The organism is Candidatus Rokuibacteriota bacterium (genome assembly GCA_016188005.1).
Taxonomy (GTDB): domain Bacteria; phylum Methylomirabilota; class Methylomirabilia; order Rokubacteriales; family CSP1-6; genus UBA12499.
In genome coordinates this window covers 192695-212279 of the sequence record JACPIQ010000008.1, presented here as the reverse complement: position 1 = coordinate 212279, position 19585 = coordinate 192695, and the positions used below count along the sequence as shown (strand labels likewise).

19 protein-coding genes are annotated in these 19585 nt (G+C 70.9%); all 19 read right to left on the bottom strand.

Annotated features, from left to right (window positions below; genetic code table 11):
* Positions 1 to 3: 3 nt before the first annotated feature.
* The 19 genes from HYV93_02615 to miaB all read right to left on the bottom strand — a co-directional run bounded on the left by HYV93_02615 (position 4) and on the right by miaB (position 19572).
* On the bottom strand, positions 4 to 417 hold the full coding sequence (locus tag HYV93_02615; GenBank protein MBI2524854.1) for a cobalamin B12-binding domain-containing protein: 414 nt from the start codon (positions 415 to 417) through the stop codon (positions 4 to 6).
* Entirely contained in the window at positions 414 to 854 is a 441-nt protein-coding gene (locus tag HYV93_02610; protein MBI2524853.1) for an OB-fold domain-containing protein, read from the bottom strand. The genes HYV93_02615 and HYV93_02610 overlap by 4 nt, the downstream gene beginning before the upstream one ends.
* Complete coding sequence (locus HYV93_02605) at positions 854 to 2023, bottom strand: thiolase domain-containing protein (GenBank protein MBI2524852.1); 1170 nt, start codon at positions 2021 to 2023, stop codon at positions 854 to 856. Before HYV93_02605 ends, HYV93_02610 begins: the two co-directional genes overlap by 1 nt.
* 232 nt (positions 2024 to 2255) lie before the next feature.
* Positions 2256 to 2990, bottom strand: a complete 735-nt coding sequence (fabG, locus tag HYV93_02600) for a 3-oxoacyl-ACP reductase FabG (protein MBI2524851.1) — start codon at positions 2988 to 2990, stop codon at positions 2256 to 2258.
* The gene (locus tag HYV93_02595; protein MBI2524850.1) at positions 2987 to 3448 is read right to left on the bottom strand and encodes a MaoC family dehydratase N-terminal domain-containing protein; all 462 of its coding nucleotides are present in this window, start codon (positions 3446 to 3448) and stop codon (positions 2987 to 2989) included. The genes fabG and HYV93_02595 overlap by 4 nt, the downstream gene beginning before the upstream one ends.
* A gap of 12 nt (positions 3449 to 3460) precedes the next feature.
* Positions 3461 to 5092, bottom strand: coding sequence for an ABC transporter substrate-binding protein (locus HYV93_02590; GenBank protein MBI2524849.1), 1632 nt, complete (start codon positions 5090 to 5092; stop codon positions 3461 to 3463).
* Entirely contained in the window at positions 5085 to 6803 is a 1719-nt protein-coding gene (locus HYV93_02585; protein MBI2524848.1) for a hydantoinase B/oxoprolinase family protein, read from the bottom strand. The genes HYV93_02590 and HYV93_02585 overlap by 8 nt, the downstream gene beginning before the upstream one ends.
* Entirely contained in the window at positions 6800 to 8872 is a 2073-nt protein-coding gene (locus tag HYV93_02580) for a hydantoinase/oxoprolinase family protein (GenBank protein MBI2524847.1), read from the bottom strand. The genes HYV93_02585 and HYV93_02580 overlap by 4 nt, the downstream gene beginning before the upstream one ends.
* Positions 8873 to 8964: 92 nt before the next feature.
* On the bottom strand, positions 8965 to 9702 hold the full coding sequence (locus tag HYV93_02575) for a GntR family transcriptional regulator (GenBank protein MBI2524846.1): 738 nt from the start codon (positions 9700 to 9702) through the stop codon (positions 8965 to 8967).
* 100 nt (positions 9703 to 9802) lie between these two features.
* Positions 9803 to 10225: a hotdog fold thioesterase gene (locus HYV93_02570; GenBank protein ID MBI2524845.1), complete on the bottom strand. Its 423-nt coding sequence runs from the start codon at positions 10223 to 10225 to the stop codon at positions 9803 to 9805.
* Between the two features lie 4 nt (positions 10226 to 10229).
* Positions 10230 to 10970 carry an ABC transporter ATP-binding protein gene (locus HYV93_02565; protein ID MBI2524844.1) on the bottom strand — a complete coding sequence of 247 codons (741 nt, stop codon included), beginning with the start codon at positions 10968 to 10970 and terminating at the stop codon, positions 10230 to 10232.
* Positions 10963 to 11868 (bottom strand): ABC transporter ATP-binding protein, encoded by a 906-nt coding sequence (locus tag HYV93_02560; protein ID MBI2524843.1) that lies wholly within the window; start codon positions 11866 to 11868, stop codon positions 10963 to 10965. Before HYV93_02560 ends, HYV93_02565 begins: the two co-directional genes overlap by 8 nt.
* Positions 11869 to 12705: 837 nt before the next feature.
* The gene (locus tag HYV93_02555) at positions 12706 to 13521 is read right to left on the bottom strand and encodes a branched-chain amino acid ABC transporter permease (protein ID MBI2524842.1); all 816 of its coding nucleotides are present in this window, start codon (positions 13519 to 13521) and stop codon (positions 12706 to 12708) included.
* Between the two features lie 205 nt (positions 13522 to 13726).
* A complete protein-coding gene (locus HYV93_02550) occupies positions 13727 to 15028 on the bottom strand; it encodes an ABC transporter substrate-binding protein (GenBank protein ID MBI2524841.1) in 1302 nt (433 codons plus the stop codon).
* Positions 15029 to 15307: 279 nt separating this feature from the next.
* Entirely contained in the window at positions 15308 to 16132 is an 825-nt protein-coding gene (locus HYV93_02545; protein MBI2524840.1) for a phenylacetate-CoA oxygenase subunit PaaI, read from the bottom strand.
* A 28-nt stretch (positions 16133 to 16160) separates the two neighbouring features.
* Complete coding sequence (locus HYV93_02540; protein ID MBI2524839.1) at positions 16161 to 16421, bottom strand: hypothetical protein; 261 nt, start codon at positions 16419 to 16421, stop codon at positions 16161 to 16163.
* Between the two features lie 119 nt (positions 16422 to 16540).
* Positions 16541 to 17674 (bottom strand): glycosyltransferase, encoded by a 1134-nt coding sequence (locus HYV93_02535; protein ID MBI2524838.1) that lies wholly within the window; start codon positions 17672 to 17674, stop codon positions 16541 to 16543.
* Between the two features lie 3 nt (positions 17675 to 17677).
* Positions 17678 to 18205, bottom strand: coding sequence for a bifunctional nuclease family protein (locus tag HYV93_02530; GenBank protein ID MBI2524837.1), 528 nt, complete (start codon positions 18203 to 18205; stop codon positions 17678 to 17680).
* A 14-nt stretch (positions 18206 to 18219) separates the two neighbouring features.
* The gene (miaB, locus tag HYV93_02525) at positions 18220 to 19572 is read right to left on the bottom strand and encodes a tRNA (N6-isopentenyl adenosine(37)-C2)-methylthiotransferase MiaB (protein MBI2524836.1); all 1353 of its coding nucleotides are present in this window, start codon (positions 19570 to 19572) and stop codon (positions 18220 to 18222) included.
* Positions 19573 to 19585 lie beyond the last annotated feature (13 nt).

Below are 19585 nucleotides of genomic sequence, written 5' to 3'. Positions count from 1 at the left end.
TCCTCAGCAAGCGTCCGCGCGATCCGCGCTGCGGCCGAGCCTCTCGAAGACCTGGATGATCGCCGGCAGCGGTGTGCCCATGGGGAAGACGGCCCAGGCCCCCGCCTCGAGCAGCGACGGGATGTCGGCCTGGGGGATGGTGCCCCCCACCGCGACCTTGACGCGGTCGCCCCCGGCTGCCTTGAGCCCCCGGACCACCCGCTCGCAGAGCAGCGCATGCGCCCCTGACAGGATCGACAGCCCGACCACGTCCACGTCCTCCTGGACGGCCTCGGCCACGATGGCCTCGGGGGTGCGCTTGAGCCCCGTGTAGATCACCTCCATCCCCGCGTCGCGGAGCGCCTGCGCCACCACCTTGGCCCCGCGGTCGTGACCGTCGAGCCCTGGCTTGGCCACGAGGACCCTGAGCGGTCTCACGCCGGTCTCGCCCCGGGCGCGAAGGCCACCAGGTGGCGGGCGAGGCCCTTGGAGTCGTCTGCCACGCGGATCGGAGCGAAGCGCACCGTGTCGCCGACGCGGAGCGCGACCGGATCAGCGCCCACGACAGGGCCGAAGATCCTGAGTCCGCCCACCGTGACGATGGCGAAGACGACTGGAGCCCGGAAGCCCGCGGGCAGCCCTGTCTCCTGGATGCTGAAACCGTGCACCGTGCCCTCGTGCGGCAGGTCCACCCACTCGAAGTGGTCCGAGAGGCACTCGGGACAGAACCCCCGGGGCGGCCAGGCCAGGCGCCGGCAGGACCCGCAGCAGGTGGTCACCAGCCTGTCGGCTGCCAGGTACTCGTAGAACTCGTGCAGCTTGTTCTGGTCCGCTGACTCCAGCGGAAACGGGTCGACGGCGCGGAAGTAGGCCATCACGCCGCCTCCCGCCCGTAAATCATCACCACGTGCTCGCCCATCCCGCTGTTGTTGTGGGCAAGCCCGATGCGGGCATCAGGCACCTGGCGCGGACCGGCCTCCGCGCGGAGCTGGGCATAGACCTCGGCGGCCTGGGCCACGCCCGTGGCCCCCAGCGGGTGGCCGCAGCCCATGAGCCCCCCGCGGGGGTTCACCACCACCTCCCCGCCATAGTCCGAGCGTCCCTTCGCCACGAAGCCCCCACCCTCGCCCTTCTCGCAGAAGCCCAGTTCCTCGTAGGCGATGATCTCGGCGATGGCGAAGCAGTCATGCACCTCCGCCAGGTCCACGTCCGCAGGGCCGATGCCCGCCATCCGGTACGCCGACTCCGCCGCCCGTTTCATGGCGGGCCAATGGGCGTAGTCCTCGTGGAGCGAGGTGAGCGTGAAGCCGTCGAGGGCCTGGCCCGTGCCCCGGATCCACACCGGGCGGTCGGTGAGGTCTCGTGCCCGGTCCTCCGAGGCGAGGATCACCGCCGCGGCGCCGTCCGTGATGGGAGAGCACATGAAGAGTCTGAGCGGGGAGGCGATCATCCGCGAGCCCATCACCTGCTCGAGGGTCGCCCCCTTCTGGAAGTGCGCATTGGGGTTCCGGGTGGCATGCGCGTGGTTCTTCACGCCGACGAGGGCCAGCTGCTCCTCGGTGGTCCCGTACCGGGCCATGTGTTTCTGGGCGGCCAGGGCGAAACAGGGGGGCGCCGTCAGCCCGTAGCAGGCCTCCCAGTCGCGGTCCACCCCCGTGCCCATGTTGAGGATGGCCTCGTCGGCCGCCGGCTGGTTGAGCTTCTCGACGCCGAGGACCATCACCAGGTCGGCGAGCCCGGCGGCGATGAAGGCGTAGGCGTAGCGGATGCCGACGGTGCCCGAGGCGCACATGTGCTCGGTGCGGGCCGAGAGCGCGCTCGGGGTGATCCCGAGGGCTTCCGCCGCCATGGACGAGATGTGGCTCTGGAAGGCCGTGCGCTCCGGCATCACCGAGCCGACCACGAGGCCCTCGAGGTCGCGTGGCCTCACCGCTGGCGCCGAGTCGAAACAGGCCTTGCCGGCCTCCCAGACGAGATCGCGATAGGACGCCTTGCGGACGCCGAACCTGGTCACCCCCGCCCCCACCAGCGCCACCTTGCGCATAGGTCTCCTTACCTGGGGCGGGCACCCGGGCTGTCGCCCGCCCGCCCCCGCCGGAGCGACACGCCCCACGACTCACCGCGCCCGATCTCAGCCCCCGTCGACCCGACGCGCACCCGGGCTGTCGCCCGCCCGCGTTCTCGACCAGGGATGGGCACCCGGGCTTCGCCTCGCCCATCCCCGACGGATTCCCGCGCCAGCAGAGGCCATTCGCCCGATCGCAGCCGCCGTCATCCTAGATCCCGACGGTCATGCCGCCGTCCACGAAGAGCACCTGCCCCGTGATGAAGGCCGCCTCGTCGGAGGCGAGAAAGCAGTGCACGGCCGCGATCTCGGCAGGATCGGCGATGCGCCCGACGGGAATCCTGGCGACGATCTGCTCCCTGACCTTGTCGGGCACGCCCGCCAGCATCCGCGTCAGCGTGGCGCCGGGCGCGATGCAGTTCACCGTCACCCCGTACTTCGCGTACTCCAGCGCCAGCGTCTTCGTGAGCCCGATCACCCCGGCCTTCGAGGCGGCGTAGTTGGCCTGCCCGATATTGCCCAGCGACCCGATGGAGGAGGTGGTGATGACGCGGCCCCACCCGCGCTCCCGCATCCCCGGCAGGACCGCCTGCGCCGGGAGGAAGGTTCCCTTCAGGTTCACCCTCAGCACCTCGTCCCACTGCTCCTCCGCCATCTTGGCGGCCATGGCGTCCCGGTTGATGCCCGCATTGGCGATGAGCACGTCCACGGGCCCCCAGGCCTCCGTGATCTGCCCCACCATGGCGTCCACGTCGCTCTTTCGCGTCACGTCCGCCGCCAGCGCCAGAGCGCCGGCGCCGATCTCGCCCGCCACCCGCTCTGCCCCGGCCGCGTCGGTGTCATTGACGGCCACCCGGGCACCCTCCCGCGCGAAGCGCCGCGCCGTGGCCTCGCCGATGCCGCCCCCCGCCCCCGTGACCAGCACCACCCGGCCGTCGAATCTCATGCAGACCTCCTGCGCATCAGCACGGCCTGGTCCCAGGTGGCGACGGTTTCGCCGCGCTGGTTCTTCACCGCCACGTCCAGACGCACCGTGCCCCGGTCCGGCTTCGACGACTCCTTCACCTCTCGCACCGTCATCTCAGTGCGGATCGTGTCGCCGAACTTCACCGCGCCGCTGAAGCGGAGCCTGTCCATGCCCAGGAGCGCCAGCGTGGTCCCCTCGAAGAGGCCCGTCTGGTTCTGCTGGCCGGTGGAGATGCACACGGTGAGCATCCCGTGCGCGATGCGGGAGCCGAAGGGCGTCGTCTTCGCCGTCTCCTCGTCGGTGTGAAGCGGGTTGTGGTCGCCGGAGAGCCCGGCGAAGAGCGTGACGTCGGCGGCGTCGATGGTGCGGGCGCAGGTCTCGATCACCTCGCCGACCTCGAAGTCCTCGAAGTGCCGGCCTCGCGGCTGGTATGCCATGGAGGGCGCCTCCTATTCGGCCAGCCAGACCGTGTCAAGTTGATGATTGAGGTAATGACTGGGCGTGAGGGTCCACCCCCGCACCCTGGCCAGGTGCGGCACGATCCGGTGCCACTGCAGGGTCGTCGCGTAGTGGGCCTCCTCGTCGAGCAGCCGGCGCTCGAACTCGCGCAGGAAGCGCCGCCGGTCCTCCTGGCTCCGCGCCCGGCTCTGCCGGACGAAGAGCTCGTCCAGCACCGGGTCCTTGTAGCGCGCATAGTTGGCGTGGCTGATGCCGGAGGGCACCGCCGACGTGGGCCCGCTCTGGAACTTGTAGAGGTCGAGGTCGGGCTCGACGATGTAGCCGCACTTCGGATCGAAGGAGACCTGGTAATCGCCGCCGCGCAGCTTGTCGTAGTAGCGGCCGCGCTCTGGGACTTCCTGCTTCACGCTGAGGCCCACCTGACGCCACTGGTCGATGAGCCACACGGCGATGGCGTCGAATGGCTGCGGGACGCCGGTCGCCAGGAGGGTGAACCCGAAGCCCTCTGGCAGCCCCACCTCGCGCAGCAGGCGCCTTGCCTCGGCCCGGGAGGCCCCGATGTCCCGCCAGTAACCCGCCAGCTTCGCCAGCTCGTCCGGCGGCGTCGCCCACGGGGAGCCGGGCACGTGCAGGCCCGCCACCTCCTTCACGATGGCGATCTTGGACAGGGCCTTCGACCCCTCGTAGCGGTCGATCGCGAGCGACAGCGCCCGCCGGAAACGCCGATCATCGAAGGGGGGTTTCTCGTGGTTGAAGACCAGCATCGCATGGCAGTTCCACGCGCTCTCCTGCACCGTGAGGTTGGACCCCAGCGCCTGCACCAGGGTCTCGCGGTTCGCCGGCGTGAAGCCGCGGAACTGGATGTGGGCCCGCTCGGCACGGATGGCTGCCACCTGGGCGGCGGCCTGGGTGATGAAGAGCGCCCGATAGCCGTCGAGGTACGGCTTGCCCGTGTCCCAGTAGTCCGGGTTCCGCCTCCCCACCCAGTGGGAGCCCTTGACGTGCTCGACGAACTTGAACGGGCCCGTGCCCATGATGTTCCGCTGGTACCAGCGCGGGTCCCGCGCCAGGATCTCGGCCTTGTAGATCCAGTTCCACGGCGAGGCCAGCGACCCGAGGAAGGAGTTCGACGCCCACTTGAGCCGGAAGACCACCGTGTGCGGGTCCGGAGCCTCGACGCCTTCGACCGCCACGAACTCGCCCTTGCGGGCGGAGGTGACACCCTCGGGCGGAGAGATGATCTTGTCATAGGAGGCCTTCACGTCGGCCGAGGTCATCCCGGCGCCGTCGTGGAACCGCACGCCGCGCCGGAGCCTCACCGTGTAGGTGCGCCCGTCGCTCGACACCGTCCACGACTCGGCCAGGTCGCCCACGAGCCGCGTCCCCGTGCGATCGGACGGATCCGGGCGCAGCAGGGTGTTGTAGTGGGGGGCCGCGGGCTGGATGACGGCGAAGGTGTCCTCACGGTGGGCGTCGTAGGACGGCGGGTCGGCCGCCGGCATGATGAAGAGCAGCTCGCCACCGCGGCGCGGGCCGTCGTCCGCCGCCAGCGCCGCGGCTGCCGCCCCGAGGAGAAGCACCGCCGCCCCCGCCGCGAACCACCGAGGCCGACGCTCACTCATGTCGCAGGACCTCCGTCGCCTTCGTGTTCACCGTCATGGTCGCCGGATCGATCACGACGCCGTATGCGGTCCGCGCCTGATCGAGACTCACGAAACCATCCAGCACGTCCTCGAGCACGCGCGCCGGATCGCGCTCGAAGGGGTTGCCGTAGCCCCCTGACCCCGAGAGCTGGAACGAGATCACGTCGCCGTAGCCGAAGTCCTCCGAGGTCTTCCCGTGCACCACGCGGGCGTTTGCGCCCGGGTTGATCACGGTCCGGGCGAGGCTCCCGCTCTCCCCACCGAACAACCCCCACGGCGCGAAGCGCTGCCGCTCGGAGAGGTTCGTCAGCTTGCCGTCCTCGGCCAGGAACTTCATGTCGCGCCTGATGCCGCAGCCGCCGCGGAATCTGCCCGGACCCGCCGAGTCGGCAATGAGCTCGAAGCGCTCCACGACGATGGGATGGTTCTGCTCCTGCGCCTCCACCGGGATGTTGGAGGCGTTGAAGGCCGCGCACATCGCTTCCACCCCGTCCTTCGTCGCCCGGGCGCCGGTGCCCCCCAGGACCAGCTCGTAGGCGACGAAGCGCCGCTCTCGCGCCGGGTCGTAGCCGCCAAAGGTCGGGTTGGCCATGTGCGAGGAGGCCGCGGCGACCCGGTCGGGCACCGCCGGGGCCAGGGCCCCGATCACCGCCTCGAAGATCCGGTAGCAGATGACGGCCCGCGGCCCGCCGCCTGCAGGTGGGCGGGGATTCAGGAACGAGCCGAGTGGCGCCTCGACGGTGATGGGCCGGAGCGCGCCCTCGTTCATGGGGCCCAGCGGATCGGTGAGGCACTTGATGGCCGCGTAGGAGTAGGAGCGGGTGTAGTTGATGTAGGAGTTGAGCCCGGAGCCCGTCTGGGGGGCCGAGCCCGTGTAGTCCACCTGCACCTCCTCGCCACTGACCGTGACCGTCACGGCCACCCGGAGCGGCGGGGTGCCCGGTCCGCAGTCGTCCATGAAGTCCTCAAACTCGTAGACGCCATCTGGGATTGTTCGGATCGCAGATCGCATACTTGCCTCTGTTCGGCTCAGAATCTCCTCCATGGCGGAGGTGAGCGTCTCCGACCCGTAGCGCTCGGCCAGCTCCACGAGGCGCTGCTCGCCGACCCGGAGCGCGCTCCGCTGGGCGCGGAGGTCGCCCAGCACCTTCTCGGGGGTGCGCGTGTTCGCGGCGATGATCCCCACCACGGCTTCGCTCTCCCGGTACTCGCTCCAGAGCCTCGTGGGCGGGATCCGTAAACCCTCCTGGTAGTAGTCGAAGATCCCCACGACGCCCTGGCTGCCGGGCCGCTGGCCGCCCACGTCGGTGTGGTGGAGGATGTTGACGACGAAGCCGACGAGCCGCCCGTCCAGGAAGGCCGGCTGCGTGATGAAGAAGTCGGGGAAATGGCCGGAGCCGAGAAGGGGATCGTTGAGGAGGATGGCATCGCCGGGCCGGAGCGTCTCCACCGGGTGAGCGGCCAGGGCGTTCCTCACGGCGAAGGACATGGCGCCCATGTGCCCGGGGCTGTACGGACCCTGCGCGACCATCCGGCCCCGGGGATCGAAGACGGCGACCGAGAAGTCCTGCCCCTCGCGCGCCTGCTCGGAGTACGCCGTCCTGTGCACGGTGGTGCCGATCTCGACGGCGATGGACTGCAGCGCCCCCCAGATCACCGACAGCGTCAGCGCGTTCACCGGTGCCGTCACGAGCCCACCTCCACCTGGAGGCTGCCCCAGTCGTCGACCCGCGCGCCGCAGCCGGGCGGAAGCACCGTGGTGGACTCCCGCTCTTCCACGATGGCCGGACCTGTGATCTCGGCGCCGGCCGGAAGCCGGTAGCGGTCGTACACCGGCGTGTCCGCGTAGCCGCCCTTCTCCGGGAAATAGGCCGGCCGCCGCCCGTAGAGTGCCGCCTCCACCCCCCCGCCGCGGGGAGCGCGCGGCAAGGCCAGGCGCGGCCCTGCCCCGAGCGCGGTGAGCTTCCAGGTGACCGCCTCGACCGGCTCACCGGGCGCGGCGACGCCGTAGCGCGCTTCGTAGGCCCCATCGAAGGCCCGGCGCACCCGAGCGAGCTCGCGCTGCCCGAGCGGGCCCGGGGGCACCGGGACGTTGACCTCGTACCCCTGCCCCACGTAGCGGAGGTCGGCCGTCCGCTGGATTGCGACCTCCCCTTCCACCGCCGACTCGCGGACCACCGCGAGGGCCTGGGCCTCCATCTCGCGGTAGATGGTGCCGAGATGGCCGGGATCCACGGCATCGAGCCGCCGCACGTAGCTCCGGGCCACGTCGAACTTCACCTCGGCTGACAGCAGGCCCAGCGCCGCCGTCACGCCCGCTGCCGCGGGCAGGATCACGCGCGGGATCCTGAGCGCCTGGGCAAGCCGGCAGCCGTGCACGGGCCCGGAGCCGCCGAAGGCCACCAGCGTGAGGCCGCGGGGATCATGGCCCCGCTCGATGGACACCACGCGCGTGGCCAGCTCCATGTTGCTGTTCACCACCAGGTGGATACCCCAGGCAGCCTCCGTGAGCGTGAGCCCCAGCGGGCGCGCGACGCGTTCCTCGATGGCCTCCCGCGCCCGCGCCACGTCGAGCGTCATGCTCCCGCCCGCGAAGCGCTGGGGGTTGAGATAGCCGAGGACGAGATCGGCGTCGGTGACGGTGGGCGCCGTCCCCCCGCGCGCGTAGCAGGCGGGCCCGGGGGTGGACGAGGCGCTCTCCGGCCCCACGGCGATCACCCCGAGCCGCGCCGAGGCGATGGAACCTCCGCCCGCCCCGATCTCCACGAGGTCCAGCGCCTGGATGTTCATGGGGAGCCCGCTGCCAGCCGCCCCGCCCACCCGGTGCAGCTCGAAGAGCGAGGTGACCAGGGGGCGGCCGCCATGGATGAGGGCGAGCTTGGCCGTCGTCCCGCCCATGTCGAAAGCAATGAGATCCCGGTGCCCAGAGAGCTCGCCGTAGGCGGAGGCCATGAGCGTGCCGGCCGCCGGGCCCGACTCGATCATCCGCACCGGATAGCGCTCCATGGCCTCGGCGGTCGCGATGCCGCCCGAGGACTGCATGATGAACAGCCGCCCCCCGTACCCGCGCCGTCCCATCTCCCCCCGCAGGCTCTCCAGGTACTCCCGGATGGCGCCCATGATGTAGGCGTTGACGACGGTGGTGCTGGTGCGCTCGTACTCCCTGAAGGTCGGCGAGACCTCGTGAGAGAGGCTCACGGCGATCCCGGGAGCCTCCGCGGCGACGATCTCGGCGAGGCGCCGCTCGTGGGCGGGGTTCACGTAGGCGTGAAGCAGACACACCGCCACCGCTCTGACCCCTCGAGCGGCCAGGCACCGGATCACCCGGCGGGCCTCGTCCTCGTCGAGCCGCTCGAGCACCGAACCGTCCGCCCGCACGCGCTCGGGGACCTCGGCGATGAGCCGGCGCGGGATGAGGGGCCTGGGCTTCTCGATCTGCAGATCGTAGACCTGGTAGCGTTTCGAGCGCCCGATGATGAGCACGTCACGGAAGCCCCGCGTCGTGATCAGCGCCACGTCGCGCCCCTTTCGCTCGATGACCAGGTTGGATCCGATAGTGGTGCCGTGGACCGCCTGGCCGAGCGCCGTCCACGGGCACCCGGCGCGCGCCAGCAGGTCATCGAGCCCCGCCAGGCAGGCGTCAGAGGGATCGGGGTAGGTCGTCAGCCGCTTGGCGGTCACGATGTCCCCGGCGGGCGACTGGAGGACGAAGTCCGTGAAGGTGCCCCCGACGTCGAACCCGATGCGGTACTGGGACATGTATTATCTCGCTCGAACGGGGGGCATCACGGCTCGCGGTTGGGCCTCTTCGGGCCTTCGGCCCTCATCGGGGCGCCCGAATGAGGGGGGCGTCATCGCAGGGTGGTTTCCGAGCGGAAGAGCATCATGGCGTAGGGGTAGCGCCCGGCCCAGTGGAAAGTCACGGCGTGCTCCACGGGCTCTCCAGACGCCGTGAAGTAGGTGCGGCGGAAGCGGAGGATGGGCGACCCGGCCGCGACGGCCAGGAGCCGCGCGGTGCCCCGCGGGCAGCGCATCACCTCGATGGCCTGCTCGAGATACTTCACCGCCAGCCCCAGCTCCCGCTCCACCGTCCCGATCACCGAGGTCGCCGACAGGTCCGCCTCCAGGATCCGGCGGCCGATGGCCGCGGGCACGTACGCGGTCACGTGCTGGAAGGGCCCGTCGTCCCCGTAGCGGATCCCGGTGAAGCGCGCCACCAGGGCTCCAGGCGCCAGCCGGAGGGCCGCCGACGCGTCGGGGGCCGCCGCCGTGAGCATGCGCTCCAGCGGCTTGAACCACGTCTCCTCGCCCAGCGCCAGCATGTCCTCCACGGACCCGATGACGCGGAGCCGCCGCTCTGCGGGCACGGGCGAGGTGAAGGTGCCGCGGCCCACGTGCCGGGACAGGAGACCTTCGTGGCGGAGGATGTCCAGGGCCTGCCGGACAGTCATCCGGCTCACGCGGAACTGGCGGCAGAGGGCATGCTCCGAAGGCAGGCGTTCGGCCTGGCGCCAGCGGCCGGCGCGGATCCGGGCGCGCAGCGCGTCGGCGATCCTCAGGTAGCGCGGGACGGCGCGGGGCTCGGCCATGGGTACCGCGGGCGTCCCCCGGGCGCGCCGCGGTTGTCTAGACATATCAGCGCTCCCCGCAGCCTGTCAACACCCGCGTGGGGCGGGCCCGGGGTCTCCCCTACTTCGGCCCGCTCACCCGGTGGGAGAGGCAGCTCACGGAGGCCACGAGAGCCCCCTCCGCGGTGCGCACGCGGATGTCGTAGAATCCCGCGCGCCGGCCCTGCTTGCGCTCCCGGCCCTCGGCGATGAGCCGCGACCCCGGTGCCGCGGCGGCCAGAAAGCTGATCGTCATGGTGAGGGCCAGCGCTGTCTCGCCGTGGGCGTTGCAGGCCGCTCCGAAGGCCACATCGGCCAGCGAGAAGATCACGCCGCCGTGTGGGAAGCCCCGGTGGTTGAGCATGTGCGGCTTCACCGTGAGGGCGACGCGACAGTACCCCGGGGCGATCTCCTCGTACTCGACCCCGAGCGCGCGCGCCCAGGGCTCGCTCTCGAGCTGCGCCCTGAGGGCGGCGGGGACGGCCGACGGGTCGCGCCGTCTCACCGGCTCAGCCGCCGGGCGCCGCCGGGGCGGGGGTGCCGCCGGCGACGCCGAGGTAGGATTCGCGGACCAGCGCGTTCGTCATGAGCTCCCGGCCCGGCCCTTCCAGCGTGACGCGCCCCCGCTCGAGGACGTAGGCGCGGTGGGCGACGGCCAGGGCCAGATGGACGTTCTGCTCGACGAGGAGCGTGGTCCCGCCGCGCTCCCGGAGCCGCGCGATGACCTCGAAGATGCTGCCGACGATGAGCGGGGACAGCCCCGTGGACGGCTCGTCCAGCAGCAGGAGCGAGGGGCTGGCCATGAGTGCGCGCGCGATGGCCAGCATCTGCTGCTCGCCCCCACTGAGGGTCGAGGCGCTCTGCCGGCGGCGCTCCCTCAGGACGGGAAACAACTCGTACACCCACTCGAGGTTCTCCGTCGCGCGCTGGCGGCTCCGGCAGAGGCGGGCGCCGAGGAGGAGGTTCTCGGCGACCGACATGTGCGGGAAGAGCTCGCGTCCCTCGGGGACCAGCGCGAGTCCCTGTCGGGCGATCTCGTGTGGCGGCATCCCCCCGATCTCCCGCCCGCGGAACAGGATGCGGCCGGCGCTCGGCCGCAGGAGCCCGGCGAACGTCCGCATCAGTGTGGTCTTGCCGGCGCCGTTGGCCCCGATGACGGCGACCGTCTCGCCCTCGACGATGTCGAGAGACACCCCCCAGACCACCTGGATCTTCCCGTAGGCGACACGGAGACCGCTCACCTCAAGCACCGGTGGCTCCCTGACGTGCCGGCTCGCCGCCCAGGTACGCCCGGATCACCTCCGGGTCCCGCGCGATCTCTTCGGGGGTGCCCGCCGCGATGTTCCGGCCGAAGTCGAGCACGATGATCCGCTCGCACACGCGCATGATGATCCGCATGAGGTGTTCGACCATCAGGATCGTGATGCCGCGCTCCCGCAGTTTGCCGATCATGGTGATGGCGTCCTCCAGCTCGCGGGGCGTGAGCCCGGCGTGGATCTCATCGAGCAGGAGCAGGCGGGCGCCGGAGCCGAGCGCACGGGCCAGCTCGAGCCGCCGCAGCTCGACAATCGTCAGGCTCTGCGGCTCGACCCCCGCCTTGTCGCCGAGGCCCACGAACTCCAGGACCGCGCGTGCCTCGGCCTCCGCCGCCTTCATGGGTGTCCCGCGCCGGCCGAAGGCGACGCCGACCATGACGTGCTCCAGCACGCTGAGGGTGTGAAAGGGCTGTGGGATCTGGAACGTCCGCGCGATCCCGAGCCGCGCGATGCGCTCGGGAGGAAGCGGGGTGAGGTCCTGACCGTCGAACGTGAAGCGGCCCTGGTCGGCCCGGTGGATCCCCGTGATGGCGTTGATCAGCGTCGTCTTCCCCGCGCCGTTGGGTCCGATGAGGCCCACGACCTCGCCCTCCCCGACCGCGAAGTCCACGCCGGCCAAGGCTGCCAGGCCCCCGAAGCTCTTGGTGATTCCGTGGCCCTCGAGCAGGCTCACCGCGCGCCCGGCGCCGGCCGCGTGGGCCCGATGGGCAGCCACGCGGCGAAGCGGGTGACGAGGGCGTAGAGCCCCCGCGGAAAGAACGTCACGATGAGCCCCAGCGCGAGGCCGATGAGGATCAGGCTGTCGAATCCTCCCAGGCGCCGCAGCGCCCATTCCCAGAACACGCGGACGACCAGGGTTCCCAGGATCGGGCCCTCCGGGGTCCGGAGCCCGCCGGCCACCGTGTAGAGCAGCGGCCAGATGGAGTCCTCCACGCCGAAGATGCCGGGCGAGATGTGCCGGGTGAGGGTGTGGCTGTTGAGCGCGCCGGCCAGGCCGGCGAGGTAGCCGGACAGCACCATCGCCATCAGGCGGTACCAGCGCACGCTCACGCCGGAGGCGGTCGCCACAACCTCGTTGTCGTGGATCGCCGAGAAGGCCAGTCCGCTCCGCGAGTACGTCATGGCGGCGGCCAGCAGGTAGGTGGCGACCATTAGGAACAGGCCCGCCAGGTAGTTCAGCACGGCGACATGCTCCACGGAAAGCCCCGCGGGCCACAGCCGCTCGGCGTCGATGCCGTCCCAGCGGTTGGTGAGCCATCCGAATTGCTCGACGACCAGCACCTGGACGATGGCCGTGAAGCCGAAGGTGACCATGCCGAAGTACCACTCCCGCAGCCTGAGGCAGAGGCGTGCGATGCCGAGCCCGGCGGCGGCGGGCACGATCGGCCCGACGAACATGGCCACGGCGGGAGGCAGGCCGAGCTGCGCGGCCGCCAGGGCCGAGGCATACGCGCCGAGGCCGAGGAAGGTGGCGTGCCCCAGCGAGAACTGCCCGGACTGTGCCGCGAGATTCCAGGACTGCGCGTAGATCGCGAAGATGAACACGAAGGTGAGGATCTGGAGCACGAACAGCTCCCGCACCACCGCCAGCGGAAGACCCGCCGTGAGGAGCATCCCCAGGGCGATGCCCACGGTGCGCCACCGGCGCCTGCCGGCGCCCGCGCGCACCCTACCCACCCTCCTTGAAGATGCCCTCGGGTCTCAGCATCAGGACCACGATGAGCAGGACGAAGGCGGTGGCGTCGCGCCACGAGCCACCCAGGAAGAACGTCGCGAAGCCCTCGACGACCCCGTAGAGCAACCCGCCGACCACGGCGCCCTTCACGCTTCCCAGTCCGCCGAGGATGATGACCGCGAAGGCCTTGATGGCGGGAAGCGTGCCTGCGTAGGGGCTGAAGGGGTTGATCACACCGTAGAGCGAGCCGGCCAGGGCGGCGAGCCCGGCCCCGATCCCGAAGCTCAGCATGTCGATCCGCCGGACGTCGACCCCCATCAGCATCGAGGCCACGCGATTCTGGCTGGCGCCCCGCATCTCTCGGCCCGGCGCCGTGTGGAAGAGGAAGGCCCAGAGGCCGAGCATGATGGCCCAGGCCACCGCCAGGAGGATCACGAAGTCGTAGCGGAGATTGAGGAGCCCCAGGTCGAAGAACTCCATCGCGTACGGCGTCCGGATCTGGGCGTACTCGCGGAAGTGCGGGATGAACACCCGCGCCAGGGCGTTCTGGAGGATCAGGATCAGGGCGATGCTCAGGAAGATCTCGTTGATCTTGGCCGTGCCCCGGATGGGACGGAATCCCCACCGCTCGATCACGACCCCAAGCAGGCCCACCAGAAGTGTCGAGCCCAGCATCCCGAGATATGGGTTCACGCCCAGCCGTGTCGCGAGGAGCGTGAGGAAGGCGCCCCACATCATCAGCTCGCCGTGGGCGAAGTTGACGACCTTCATCACGCCGAAGATCAGCGTGAGCCCTGTGGCGAGGAGCATGTAGATGCTGCCGACGAGCACCCCCCAGGTCAGGACCTGGAGCAGGCTGCCGGGATCGAGCGTCACGCCGGGCCCTTCCCCGTGATCGCCGTCCGCCGCGCGGGGACGCGCGGCCGGGCTCGCACGTCCGGAGCCCCGCGCGCGACAGTGCCCCCCATGCCCGGGGTGAAGGCTCCGGCCGCGCGGCGGCGGCGGGGCGCCACGCTCAGGATGGGTTCTTGTACTTCGCCTCGGCGCTCTCGCCGGGCCAGACGACGACCGGCCGCAGCTCCTTGACCTTGTCGTCCCAGACGAGCTGCTGGCCGATGAGGTAGAAGTCGACCTCGCGGTACTTGGGGTCGAACCGGATCTTGCCCCTCACGGGCAGGACGACCTGGCCCATCTCCAGCTTGCCCAGGGTTTCGATGAGCTTCGTCCGTTCGAGACTTCCCGCTTGCTCGACCGCCTTGGCCGCGATGTGGACCACGTCGTAGGCGGAGACTCCGAGCAGCCCCGGCAGCACGCCGTACCGCTTCTGGTAGAGCTGGCGGAAAGCGGGCCACCTGGCGAAGGCCGCGGCCTTGGGAGTCGCGTAGGTGCTGTAGAGGCTGAGGATGGTGCTGAGCTGCCCGATGCGTCCCAGGTCCTTGTAGTAGAGAGGGTCGTCGGCGCAGGCGCAGACGGGTCCGAGGTGCACCCGCTTCGGGTCCATCCCGACGTCGAGGACCGCCTGCTGCAGGATGGCAATCGTCTCGCCCCGGAAGCCCATCGGAACCAGCGCGTCGGGCGCCAGGGCCTTGATCTTGGTGAGCTGCGAGCGGTAGTCCGTCTCGCCGACCTTGAACCGCTCCGTCGCGACGGTCTCGACCGGGTAGGCCTTCTCCTTCACCCGGTCGGTGTAGCCACGGAAATACTCGGCGCCGAAGGGCGAGTCCTGGTAGAGCCAGGCGACCCGCAGTGCCCGGCCGGGGGCCAGGACCGGCTTGACCTCCTGGATCAGGAAGTCCACGGTGCCGGCACCGTACATGAGCCCGGTAGCCTGGTAGTGGAAGACCATGGACTTGGTCGGGTCCGGCCCCATGTCCATCGTGCGCGTGAACAGCGGTGTCGAGGGCGTGGGGACGTAGGGCACGCCGTGCTCCCGGATCAACGGGAGGGCGGCCATGCCGAAGGCACTTCCGAGTCCGCCGAACACCAGGCTCACCTTATCCTCGACGATCAGCCTGGTCACGCCGGATACCGCGCCCTCCCGGGATGTCTGGTCGTCGCCGATCCTGAGCTCGAGCTTGAGGCGCGCGTTGCTGGCCTTGACGGCAACGCCGCCGGCAGCGTTGATCTCATCGACGGCGAGTGACGCCGCCCGCCGCTGGTCCTCGCCGGTGGCCGCGGCCGGCCCCGTCATCGACGTCAGGAGTCCGAGCCGCACGGGCTGGGCCTGGCCGGGGGCCGGGGTGGAGGCGAGGACGGCCGCGAGCAGGGTCACGACCATGCGGACTGCCGTGCCGGTCATCGTTCGAAGCAATGGCATGCGCTTTCTCCCCTGGCTGCGCCGGATCGGGCGCGCCTCTCCCTGGAACAGATTCGGGCCCACGGGGCCATGCGATTGACCTAGTGCCCTCCCTGCCGAGCCTCGCCGACCATAGCGCGCCTGGCCGGAACGTGCAAGCCGCCGGACCTGATCCGGTCCGGCCTCCCGGTGCGGCTGCCGCGAAGCGGCACTCCCTTCTCTCAGTCTCTCCCGCAAACCGGCCGCGATCCGCTCGGCGAGCGCCTCCGGACCCGCGCCACCCGCGCGCTGTCCGGATCGCTAGCCGGGAATCTGCGCATCCTCGGGCAGCCGGTCCCACGCGGGTGTCCAGTCGGGCACCCTGAGTCCAGCGGCCTCCGCCAGCGCCGCCACCTCCCGGGCGAAGGCCTTCCGCACCTCGTCGTTGTCGCGGCGCTTCAGGCCATGTTTCCGGTAGAGCGCATTCCGGGCCGAGCCGGGGCGCCCGAAGATGTTCATCGTCCGGACGTACCACTTCTCGAGCGCGGCCTGCGCCTCCCCGCGGGTGGCGGGATCGGTGCCGAGGCGCGCCACCCACAGCTCCCCGTGGCGGATGTGCATCTTCTCTTCCTTGAAGATGCCCTCGACGGCACGCGCCCACGGCCCGTAGGAGCACTGCCGCACGTCCTCGAGTTGATGGCCCGCCCCGCGGTCCATGCAGAAGTTGAAGAACACGAAGTCGGACCAGCGGTCGATGGGGTAGTAGAAGATGTTCACCCGCGCGTCGTCGGCCACTCGTCGGGTGCCGATGTCCGCCGCCGCGTCGTCGAGCCGGAGCGCGAAGTCGTGCCTGGCGACGTGGCCCGCCACATCCACACCCAGGTCCTCGAGGAGCCCGTACATCACATGGGCGTGCCGGACCTCGTCCTTGACGATCTGCGCGACCACGTGCTTCTCCTCGATCGTCGGCGCCTTCATGATCCACGGCACGTACCCGAAGGCGCCGGCCAGCTCCGAGTCCGCCTGCATGGTCATGAGATGGATCAACTGGCGCCGGTACTCCTCCGTCATCTCCTCGGGGGACTCGATGCGCTCCCCCGCCCGGATCCTCGCCAACAGCCGCTCCTCCCGCTCCGCCTCGCTCATGCGCATCTCCCCTTTTCTCCTGGCGACCTCAGCGCAGGGTGACCCGCTCGACGAGCCATGACTGGCGCTCGAGAAAGCGTGCGAGGCTCTCCAGAAGACGCGGATCCGACGACGGCTCGAGGCGGATCCGGTCGGGCAGGACGTACTGCACCTCGGGATAGGTCACCAGGACCCGCACAAGGGTGCGCACCCGTCCGTCCCCCGCCAGGAGCCCGCTGCGCCCCGAGCCGGTGCCGGCTGCCTGCCACTCCGGCCGGAGCTCCAGTTGCAGCTCGCGGCTACTCACCATGTCGCCTGAACGTGACAGACTCTGCGTTGCGGTTCGGCCTCTTCGCCCTTCGGGCTCTCACCATGTCGCCTGAACGTGACAGACTCTGCGTTGCGGTTCGGCCTCTTCGCCCTTCGGGCTCATCGGGGCGGCGACGCGAGCGGGGAGGGGGCCAAGAGGCGCGAGTACTCGGCCGCCATGGCCGCCACCTGTGCCGAGGCGGAGAAGGAGCGCTCGGCCACGGCCCGCCCGGCCGCTCCCATCGCGCGGCGTCGCTCGGGGTCGAGCAAGAGCGCGATGGCGGCGTCCGCGAGATCGCCGGCATCGGACTTCGTGAGGATGCCCGTCTCACCGTCGACGACGACCTCCTCGACGCCAGAGGCGCGCACCGCCACGGCCGGCAGCCCGCAGGCGTGGGCCTCGGCGAGGACGAGCCCCTGGGTCTCCGTCTCGGAGGCGAAGAGGAAGAGGTCCGCGGCCTGGTAGTAGGGCGGCAGCGCTGCCCGCGCGACGCCCCCCCGGAAGTGGATCCGGTCGCGCGCCGAGCTCGCCTCGGCCGCCCGGCGAAGCGCCTCGGCATGGCTGCCCTGCCCCACCAGCCAGAGCCGCGCGTCCGACATCGCCCCGGCGATGGACCCGAACGCCGCGATGACGCGCTCCACGCTCTTCTCCCGGTCGAGCCGCCCCACGTAGAGGCAGAGGGGCGCCCCGGAGGGCAGCCCGAGGTGCCGCCGGGCCGCGGCCGGGTCGCCCGGCACGAACTGCTCCACGGGGACGCCGGTGGGCACGACGGCCACGCGCGTGCCGACGCCGCGCGCCACCACCACGTCCGCCGAGTCAGCGAAGCGGCAGGAGAGCCGGACCGCGAGGGCCCGGACGAACCGCTGCGGGAGCGGCACGTAGTGGGCGTACTTCTCGTAGCGCGTGTGGTACGTGAAGACCAGCGGGAGGCGCTGCCGCCGGGCGAATCGCCTCGCCGTGACACCCAGGAGAAAAGGGTGCTGGGCGTGGATGACGTCCAGGCCGAGCCCGCGCGCCGCCCGCCCCAGCCGCGGCGAGAACGGCAACGGGAGGGCGAAGCCGGGATAGGTGGGCGCAGGGATCGACGGGTAGCGGAAGACGCGCGGCGGGTCCTCCGCCGGCGCGGCCGGCGCCGGCGCGAACACCCAGGTGCGGTGCCCGAGGCGCTCGAGCCCCTCGCGGAGCGTCTCCACGGCGGTGGTGACGCCGCCCCGGAAGGGCAGGTAGTTGTTGGTGAACAGGGCGACCCGCATCCACTACTCGGCGGGGCCGCCCGGCTCCTTGCCGCGGTCCAAGAAGTCCCCCGGCTTGATCGAGTCGAGCCACTCCTTCACTCGCTCCTGGTCGTCGCCCTTGGCGGGAGCCGCCTCCCCCTCACGGACGACCTCGACGGTCTGCGCCCTGAGAACAACCTCTTCCTCGACGAAGATGGGCGCGGCCACCCGGAGCGCCAGCGCGATGGCGTCCGACGGGCGCGAGTCGACGGTGATCTCGGTGCCGCCGAGCTGAAGGTGAATGGCGGCGAAGAAGGTGTTCTCCCGCAGGTCGTTGACCACCACCTTCACGACCCGCGCGTGCAGCGCCTCCAGGATGCTCTTGATGAGGTCGTGGGTCATCGGCCGCGGGGTCGGGATCTTCTCCAGCTCCAGCGCGATGGCGTTGGCCTCCGCGAGCCCCACCCAGATGGGCAACGAGCGCTTCTCCTCCTGGTCGCGGAGAATCAGGATGGGCAGGTTCGAGAGTGGATCCAAGGCCAGTCCCTTCACCTTCATCTCGAGCCACATGGCGCGCTTCCCTCCTACGCCCGCGGGGCCGCGGCGCCCTGGAGCGCGGCCTCGCGGCCGGCCAGCGATCCGCGCAGGCTGTGAGGCAGGGCCTGGGTGATGAGGACGGGAACCACCTTGCCGGAGAGGTCCTGGCCCTCGGGATCGAAGTTCACGACGCGGTTGCAGCGGGTCCGGCCGGTGGCCTCCGCCGGATGTTTCCGGGACGGGCCCTCCGCCAGGACGGGCAGCACGCGGCCCACCAGGGCCCCGCTCTTCCCGGCTGCCACGCGACCCGCCACCTCGAGGAGGCGCGTGTTGCGGCTGGCCTTGATCTCGTCCGGCACCTGGTCCGGCATCGCGGCCGCGGGGGTGCCGGGGCGGCGCGAATAGCGGAACGCGAAGACGTTGTCGTACCGCACCTGGCCGACGGCGGCCACGGTGGCCTCGAAGTCCTCCTCGGTCTCTCCGGGGAAGCCGACGATCAGGTCGGTGGAGAGCGCGATCCCCGGCACCGTCTCCCTGATCTCGGCGATCAGCTCGAGGTAGCGCGCCCACGTGTAGCCGCGGTTCATGCGGGCGAGGATGCGGTCCGACCCGGACTGCAACGGCAGGTGCAGGTACTCCACCACCTTCGGGACGTCGCGGATGGCGCGGATCAGCCGGCTGGTGAGGTTGTAGGGGTTCGAGGTGGTGAACCGGAGCCGCTCGAGGCCATCGATCTCGTTCGCCCGCTCGAGGAGCGCCGCGAGGTCCGTGGGGGGCGTGAGGTCGCGGCCGTAGGCGTTCACCGTCTGCCCGAGAAGCGTCACCTCGCGGCAGCCCTGCGCTGCCAGGTGGGCGATCTCCGCGAGCACGGAGCCGGGCGCGTGGCTGCGCTCCCTCCCCCGCGTGGTCGGCACGACGCAGAAGGTGCAGTGTTTCTCGCAGCCCTCCATGACTGTCACGAAGGCCTTGAGCTGGCCGCGCCGCTCCGGCCGCGGGGTGATCGCCACGAGCGGCCCCTCCCCCGTGTCGACCAGCGGGCGCCGCTCGGCCCGGGCACGCGCCACGAGTTCCCCGACCCGGGCGATGGCCGGCGAGCCGAACACCAGATCCACGAACGGGGCGCGCTCCTGGATCCGCCCCTGCTGGAGCTGCGCCATGCAACCCATCACCCCGATGACCAGATCCGGATTGGCGCGCTTGAGCCTGCGCAACGCCCCGAGCTGCGAGAAGACCTTCTCCTCGGCGCGCTCCCGGATGGAGCAGGTGTTCAGGAGGATCACGTCGGCCGCCTCGGGGGACTCAGCACGCTCGTAGCTCGCCTCCGCGAGCAGCCCAGCCACCCGCTCGGAGTCGTACTCGTTCATCTGGCAACCGTAGGTGATGACGTGCAGTTTGGGCATACATTCCTGGGGC

Bases quoted from the DNA above. Each gene is read 5' to 3' on its own strand.
- miaB (MBI2524836.1), bottom strand. From the start codon at position 19,572: ATGCCCAAACTGCACGTCATCACCTACGGTTGCCAGATGAACGAGTAC.
- HYV93_02560 (MBI2524843.1), bottom strand. From the start codon at position 11,868: ATGGGCGCTGCGGCGCCTGGGAGGATTCGACAGCCTGATCCTCATCGG.
- HYV93_02530 (MBI2524837.1), bottom strand. From the start codon at position 18,205: ATGTGGCTCGAGATGAAGGTGAAGGGACTGGCCTTGGATCCACTCTCG.
- HYV93_02550 (MBI2524841.1), bottom strand. From the start codon at position 15,028: ATGCCATTGCTTCGAACGATGACCGGCACGGCAGTCCGCATGGTCGTG.
- fabG (MBI2524851.1), bottom strand. From the start codon at position 2,990: ATGAGATTCGACGGCCGGGTGGTGCTGGTCACGGGGGCGGGGGGCGGC.
- HYV93_02580 (MBI2524847.1), bottom strand. From the start codon at position 8,872: ATGTCCCAGTACCGCATCGGGTTCGACGTCGGGGGCACCTTCACGGAC.
- HYV93_02545 (MBI2524840.1), bottom strand. From the start codon at position 16,132: ATGAGCGAGGCGGAGCGGGAGGAGCGGCTGTTGGCGAGGATCCGGGCG.
- HYV93_02605 (MBI2524852.1), bottom strand. From the start codon at position 2,023: ATGCGCAAGGTGGCGCTGGTGGGGGCGGGGGTGACCAGGTTCGGCGTC.
- HYV93_02540 (MBI2524839.1), bottom strand. From the start codon at position 16,421: ATGGTGAGTAGCCGCGAGCTGCAACTGGAGCTCCGGCCGGAGTGGCAG.
- HYV93_02575 (MBI2524846.1), bottom strand. From the start codon at position 9,702: ATGGCCGAGCCCCGCGCCGTCCCGCGCTACCTGAGGATCGCCGACGCG.
- HYV93_02590 (MBI2524849.1), bottom strand. From the start codon at position 5,092: ATGAGTGAGCGTCGGCCTCGGTGGTTCGCGGCGGGGGCGGCGGTGCTT.
- HYV93_02555 (MBI2524842.1), bottom strand. From the start codon at position 13,521: ATGCTCCTCGCCACAGGGCTCACGCTGATCTTCGGCGTGATGAAGGTC.
- HYV93_02595 (MBI2524850.1), bottom strand. From the start codon at position 3,448: ATGGCATACCAGCCGCGAGGCCGGCACTTCGAGGACTTCGAGGTCGGC.
- HYV93_02610 (MBI2524853.1), bottom strand. From the start codon at position 854: ATGGCCTACTTCCGCGCCGTCGACCCGTTTCCGCTGGAGTCAGCGGAC.
- HYV93_02535 (MBI2524838.1), bottom strand. From the start codon at position 17,674: ATGCGGGTCGCCCTGTTCACCAACAACTACCTGCCCTTCCGGGGCGGC.